Below are 5,488 nucleotides of genomic sequence, written 5' to 3'. Positions count from 1 at the left end.
ACCGATATCTACACTTCTGTAGTGGTGGGCTGCGTCTGTTGTTTATAAGAGACTGGGAGCCCCGGGGCACACCGCCCACACGCAGCACGGAAGAGCGGATACGCGTCAGGTGGTCCCGGGGCGCCCCGGGACCAGTCCGTCCACGCCGAGCATCTCCCTGACCTCGTCCACATGCGCGTCCCCGGCCGGCAACAGCAGGTCCGAGGGCACGATCTCGTCATTCGGCACCGAGATGCCGACCTCGCGGACCTTGGACAGGAGCGCATCCAAGGCCGCGCGGAAGGCGGCGTCGTCGCCACCCTCGATCGCGACCTGAAGCTCGTCGTCGAAGCGGTTGAGCACATCCAGATGCTCCGCCGCGACGTCGAGCTGGCCCTCACCCACGATCCGCACGATCATGTGCCGTCTCCCTTGTCGAAACGCGGCCGGGGCTGTCCGGGACCGATCGCCGGCGGCGGGGTGCCACCGGAGAGCTCGGCCTTCATCCGCTCCAGCTCCAGTTCCACGTCCGACGTACTGGACAAACGCTCCAGCTCGGCGGTGATGTCGTCCTTCGCCATCCCGGTCGGGTCGTCGAGCGCGCCCGAGGCGAGCAACTCGTCGATCGCGCCCGCCCGGGCCTGCATCTGCGCGGTCTTGTCCTCGGCCCGCTGGATCGCGAGTCCGACGTCGCCCATCTCCTCGGAGATGCCGGCGACCGCGCCGCCGATCCGCGCCTGGGCCTCGGCGGCCGTGTAGGTCGCCTTGATGGTCTCCTTGCGGGTACGGAACGCGTCCACCTTGGCCTGCAGTCGCTGCGAGGCCAGGACGAGCTTCTCCTCCTCCGCCTGGAGGTTCTGGTGTTGGGTACCGAGGTCCGAGATCTGCTGCTGCACACCCGAGCGGCGCATGAGCGCCTCGCGGGCCAGATCCTCGCGACCGAGCGCCAGCGCCTTGCGGCCCTGGTCCTCGAGCTTGCCCGACTGCTGTTGCAGACCGGTCATCTGCAATTCGAGCCGCTTGCGGGAGGTGGCCACATCGGCCACGCCCCGGCGCACCTTCTGCAACAGCTCAAGTTGCTTCTGGTACGAGTAGTCGAGCATCTCGCGCGGATCCTCGGCCTTGTCGAGGGCCTTGTTGGCCTTCGCGCGGAAGATCATCGCCATTCGCTTCATTACACCGCTCATGGGCCTCGCGTGCCCCCTTCGTAGGCAACCCGTGCTGCTCCCTGAAGCCTAAATGCCCAAGCGACCTTGTGGCAGCAGGGCTTTGCCTCACTTGACGTGTTCCCGCCCGTGAGAGTTCCGCATCCGGGTCGCACCGGATCCGGGGAGCCTTGAAATGTCCACCGGCTCGAACACGTAGGCTTTGAGCGTGTTCCGACGACGTTCCCAAGCAGAGCCCGAGACCGCCGAGCAGTCCCTGGAGCGTCTCCAGGGTTCGCAGGCCGTCCGTGACCCCCAGGCCCCCAAGGGCCGTCCGACGCCCAAGCGCAGCGACGCCCAGGCCAACCGCAAGACCAAGGTGTCCGTCTCCAAGGACCCCAAGCAGGCGCGCAAGCAGGCCCGGATGCGGATGCGCGAGGAGCGCGAGACGCAGCGCCAGGCACTGCTGACCGGCGACGAGCGGGCGCTGCCGGCCCGCGACCGGGGGCCGCTGCGCCGGTTCGCCCGCGACTACGTCGACGCGCGCTACACGGTGGGCGAGTTCTTCCTGCCCTCGGCCGTGATCATCCTGATCCTGAGCATCCTGCCCAGCCTCGCGGTGAAGAACTTCTCGCTCTTCCTGTGGATCGCGGTGATCCTGCTGATCATCCTGGACTCCATCCGGGTCAACCTGGGCCTGAAGAAGGCGTTGCGGGCGAAGTTCCCCAAGGAGAACCTCAAGGGCGTCACGCCCTACGCGCTGATGCGCAGTCTCCAGCTCCGTCGGCTGCGGCTGCCCAAGCCGCAGGTCAAACGAGGCGAGAAGGTCACATGACCACGATCACCGGGCTGACCGGCGACCTGCACACCCAGGTCCGTCGCGAATTGGTGGCCCGTCAATTGGCCGAGCACATGACGCGACTGCGCGACCGGGGCCCGCTGCGGGTGCTGGACGTCGGCTGCGGACCGGCCTCGCCCGGCATACTGCTCGCCCGCGCCGGACACATCGTCACCTCGGTGAACACCGATACCGACGTGCTCACCAAGCTGCACGAGGATCTGGTCCACGAGAGTTCGGATGTGCAGGGGCGAATGCGCCTGGTCGAGGGCGACGGCGCCGAGGCCGGCCGGCACTTCCCGCCGGGCAGCTTCGACCTGGCCATCTGCCACGACGTGCTGGAGGCCCAGCCCGAGCCGGACGGCATGCTCGCCGCGCTGGCCCGGATGATGACCCAGGGCGGGCTGATCTCGGTCACCTCGCGCAACGCCGGTTCGTTGGCGATGCGCGCGGGCGCCGCGGCCCAGTGGACCGCGACGCTCAAGGGCCTGTCCGCGACCACGTATCCCAACCCGGCCGGCGGCACGTTGCGCGCGGACACCGTCGAGGGCCTGTGCACGGTGCTCGCCGACCTGGGCGCGCCGGTGCTGGACTGGTACGGGGTGGGCGTCTTCAGCGGTCTCCAGCCGGACGACGCCGAGCCGCCGCGCGGCCAGAAGGCATGGACGAACCTGCTCGCCTGCGAGGAGGACGCGTCCCGCCGCGACCCGTATCGGTTGATCGCGCCGGTCCTGCACGTGGTCGGCGAGAAGACGGTGCGCTGAGCCGCACCCGCCGTCGCGATGGGAGCCGTGTGAGTGGTGATGCCGCCGTCGTCGCGTGAGGCGTCCGACATAGGGTGTTCGCATGGAATTCCGACACCTCGGCCGCAGCGGTCTCGAGATCAGCGCGATCGCGTACGGCAACTGGCTCACCCACGGCTCCCAGGTGGAGGAGGACGCGGCGCTCGCGTGTGTGCGGGCCGCGCTCGACTGCGGGATCACCACCTTCGACACCGCCGACGTCTACGCGGAAACGCGGGCGGAATCGGTGCTGGGACGGGCGCTGAAGGGTGAGCGCCGCGAGGGCCTGGAGATCTTCACCAAGGTCTACTGGCCCACCGGCCCCGGTCGCAACGACCGGGGTCTGTCGCGCAAGCACATCCTGGAGTCGATCGACGGTTCGCTGTCCCGGCTGGGCACCGACTACGTGGATCTCTACCAGGCACACCGCTACGACTACGCGACCCCGTTGGAAGAGACCATGCTGGCCTTCGCCGACGTGGTCCGCTCCGGCAAGGCGCTCTACATCGGCGTCTCCGAGTGGAACGCCGAGCAGATCCGCGCCGGCGCCGAACTCGCCCGCGAGCTGCGGGTGCCGCTGATCTCCAACCAGCCGCAGTACTCGATGTTGTGGCGGGTGATCGAGGCCGAGGTGGTGCCGGCCTCCGAGGAGCTGGGGCTGGGCCAGATCGTCTGGTCGCCGATCGCCCAGGGCGTGCTCACCGGCAAGTACCTGCCCGGGCAGCCGCCGCCGGCCGGATCGCGCGCCACCGACGACAAGGGCGGCCAGGACTTCGTCTCCCGGATGCTCACCGACGACGTGCTCACCCGGGTGCAGCAGTTGCGCCCGCTGGCGGAGGAGGCCGGGCTCTCGCTCGCCCAGCTCGCCGTCGCGTGGGTGCTGCAGAACCCGAACGTGTCGGCGGCGATCATCGGCGCGTCCCGTCCGGAGCAGGTGCACGAGAACGTCAAGGCGGCCGGCGTCAAGCTCGACGAGAGCCTGCTGACCCGGATCGACGTGCTCCTGGACCCGGTGGTCAACCGCGATCCGGCGCTCACCCTGAGCCCGACCACTCGCCCGTAGCGGTCGCTTGGGATGATGAGAGGCGCGGCCTCGGCCGCGCCTCTCGCATGCTCGGTCGCGGGAGGGATCAGCCCTCGGCGGCGCGCAGGCTCATGTGCTCGTACACGACGGCGTCGTCCTCGAGCAGGCTCACCTGTTCGATGCCGGCCGCGAGCAGGTCCTTCCAGATCTCGCCGAGCCAGCTCTCCGCGTCCGACTGGTTCGTGAAGTCCTCTGCCTGCGGTCCGTCGACCGGGGCACCGTTCGCGTCCTCGTACCGCCACACCCACGACATGTCGGGCTCCTCACCTCGGGATCTCGGACCGTCATAAAGACCTGCACAGTAGATCAAGCCCGACCACCTCATAGCCAGGAGCACGACGACACCCATGGAGCTGACGCTGCTCGGCACGGCCGGTCCCAAGGGCTGGCCCCAGCCGTTCTGCACCTGTGCCTCCTGTCTGGGGTGCACCGGTCCCGTGGTGCGCGGACCCGCGTGCGTGCTGCTCGACGGCACGCTGCTGCTCGACTGCGGGCCCGAACCCGCGCACGCGGCCGCACGGGCCGGACACCCGCTGACCGGGGTGCGGAGACTGCTCCTGAGCGGTCCGGCCGAGTCCGCGCCGCTGGCCTGGCTGCCCGCCGCCGGGCTGGTCGAGGTGATCGCGCCGTCCGGACCACCGGCCTGGCTGCCCGCGCCCTCGGCGGGCGGACCGCAGTGGCGGCAGGTGGCCGAGGAGGACACCCTCGACCTGGACGGGCACCGCATACGGGTGTTGCCCGGCGGTACACCCGGCCGCGTCGCGTACGAGGTCACCGGCACCGACGGGACGCGTCTGCTGTACGCGCCGCCCTCGACGCTGCCACCCGAGGCCGAGGCGGTCCGGGCCTGGACGCGCGAGGGCGGGCACTACGACGTGGTGCTCCTGGACGTGGTCTCGTGGCCGGAGCGGCTGGCCACGCTGCGCCGCGACGGTGCGGTCACCGAGGACACCGACGTACTCGCGATACACCTGTCGCACGAGTCGCCGCCGGGCGAGGAACTGCACCGTCGGCTGGCCGCGTGGGGCGCCCGTGCGGTGCCCGACGGCGGCCTGGTCCGGGTCGGCGCGGACGCCTCGCCCTCACCGCGCCCGCATCGCACGCTGGTCCTGGGCGGCGCCCGCTCGGGCAAGTCGGCGGAGGCCGAACGGCGCCTGGCGGCCTGCCCCGACGTGCTCTACGTGGCGACCGGCGGCACCCGCGAGGACGATCCCGAATGGGCCGAGCGGATCGCGCTGCACCGCGATCGACGCCCGGACACCTGGCACACCGCCGAGACGGTCGAGCTGACCCGGCTGCTCGCCGAGGCCCGGCAGCCGCTCCTGGTGGACTGCCTGTCGTTGTGGCTGACCGCGGTGATGGACACGCACGGCGCGTGGGACGACGCGCGGTGGGCGGCGGGCGGGCGCGAGGCGGTCCGGGCCGACATCGCCGCCCTGGCCGCCGCGTGGCGAGCCTGCCGGGTCCCGGTGGTCGGCGTCAGCAACGAGGTGGGCAGCGGCGTGGTGCCCCCGACGCCGGCCGGCCGCCGCTTCCGCGACGAACTCGGCCGACTCAACGCCACCATCGCCGGCGAATCCGACGAGGTGCTGCTGGTCGTCGCCGGCCAGGTGCTCACCCTGCGCAGCCTCCCCAGCCCGAGGTCACCGTGGGCGTGCGC

General features: G+C 70.7%; 7 protein-coding genes. 4 read left to right on the top strand and 3 right to left on the bottom strand.

The features are described 5' to 3' along the window. Positions 1 to 105: 105 nt before the first annotated feature. Both ACFXMF_RS46525 and ACFXMF_RS46520 read right to left on the bottom strand, forming a co-directional pair. Positions 106 to 399, bottom strand: a complete 294-nt coding sequence (locus tag ACFXMF_RS46525) for a hypothetical protein (RefSeq protein WP_360304915.1) — start codon at positions 397 to 399, stop codon at positions 106 to 108. After that, positions 396 to 1,154 (bottom strand): PspA/IM30 family protein, encoded by a 759-nt coding sequence (locus ACFXMF_RS46520; RefSeq protein WP_360305453.1) that lies wholly within the window; start codon positions 1,152 to 1,154, stop codon positions 396 to 398. Before ACFXMF_RS46520 ends, ACFXMF_RS46525 begins: the two co-directional genes overlap by 4 nt. 199 nt (positions 1,155 to 1,353) lie before the next feature. Here ACFXMF_RS46520 and ACFXMF_RS46515 point away from each other — a divergent pair, with 199 nt between their 5' ends. The 3 genes from ACFXMF_RS46515 to ACFXMF_RS46505 all read left to right on the top strand — a co-directional run bounded on the left by ACFXMF_RS46515 (position 1,354) and on the right by ACFXMF_RS46505 (position 3,807). After that, positions 1,354 to 1,959: a DUF3043 domain-containing protein gene (locus ACFXMF_RS46515; protein ID WP_360304913.1), complete on the top strand. Its 606-nt coding sequence runs from the start codon at positions 1,354 to 1,356 to the stop codon at positions 1,957 to 1,959. Beyond that, positions 1,956 to 2,726: a methyltransferase domain-containing protein gene (locus tag ACFXMF_RS46510; RefSeq protein ID WP_360304911.1), complete on the top strand. Its 771-nt coding sequence runs from the start codon at positions 1,956 to 1,958 to the stop codon at positions 2,724 to 2,726. Before ACFXMF_RS46515 ends, ACFXMF_RS46510 begins: the two co-directional genes overlap by 4 nt. An 82-nt stretch (positions 2,727 to 2,808) precedes the next feature. Further along, positions 2,809 to 3,807: an aldo/keto reductase family protein gene (locus ACFXMF_RS46505; RefSeq protein ID WP_360304909.1), complete on the top strand. Its 999-nt coding sequence runs from the start codon at positions 2,809 to 2,811 to the stop codon at positions 3,805 to 3,807. 67 nt (positions 3,808 to 3,874) lie between these two features. Here ACFXMF_RS46505 and ACFXMF_RS46500 read toward each other — a convergent pair whose 3' ends face one another. Further along, on the bottom strand, positions 3,875 to 4,081 hold the full coding sequence (locus ACFXMF_RS46500; RefSeq protein ID WP_360304907.1) for a hypothetical protein: 207 nt from the start codon (positions 4,079 to 4,081) through the stop codon (positions 3,875 to 3,877). 94 nt (positions 4,082 to 4,175) lie between these two features. On the opposite strand from ACFXMF_RS46500, the gene ACFXMF_RS46495 reads away from it, so the two are divergent. Then, positions 4,176 to 5,488, top strand: a 1,313-nt coding sequence (locus ACFXMF_RS46495) for a bifunctional adenosylcobinamide kinase/adenosylcobinamide-phosphate guanylyltransferase (protein ID WP_380021271.1), incomplete at its 3' end; no start/stop codon positions are given.

This window comes from Embleya sp. NPDC059213 (assembly GCF_042754445.1).
Taxonomy (GTDB): Bacteria; Actinomycetota; Actinomycetes; order Streptomycetales; family Streptomycetaceae; genus Embleya.
Note: the sequence above shows the minus strand (reverse complement) of the source record. Positions and strands in the feature narration are given on the sequence as shown.

Bases quoted from the DNA above. Each gene is read 5' to 3' on its own strand.
- ACFXMF_RS46525 (WP_360304915.1), bottom strand. From the start codon at position 399: ATGATCGTGCGGATCGTGGGTGAGGGCCAGCTCGACGTCGCGGCGGAG.
- ACFXMF_RS46520 (WP_360305453.1), bottom strand. From the start codon at position 1,154: ATGAAGCGAATGGCGATGATCTTCCGCGCGAAGGCCAACAAGGCCCTC.
- ACFXMF_RS46510 (WP_360304911.1), top strand. From the start codon at position 1,956: ATGACCACGATCACCGGGCTGACCGGCGACCTGCACACCCAGGTCCGT.
- ACFXMF_RS46505 (WP_360304909.1), top strand. From the start codon at position 2,809: ATGGAATTCCGACACCTCGGCCGCAGCGGTCTCGAGATCAGCGCGATC.
- ACFXMF_RS46500 (WP_360304907.1), bottom strand. From the start codon at position 4,081: ATGTCGTGGGTGTGGCGGTACGAGGACGCGAACGGTGCCCCGGTCGAC.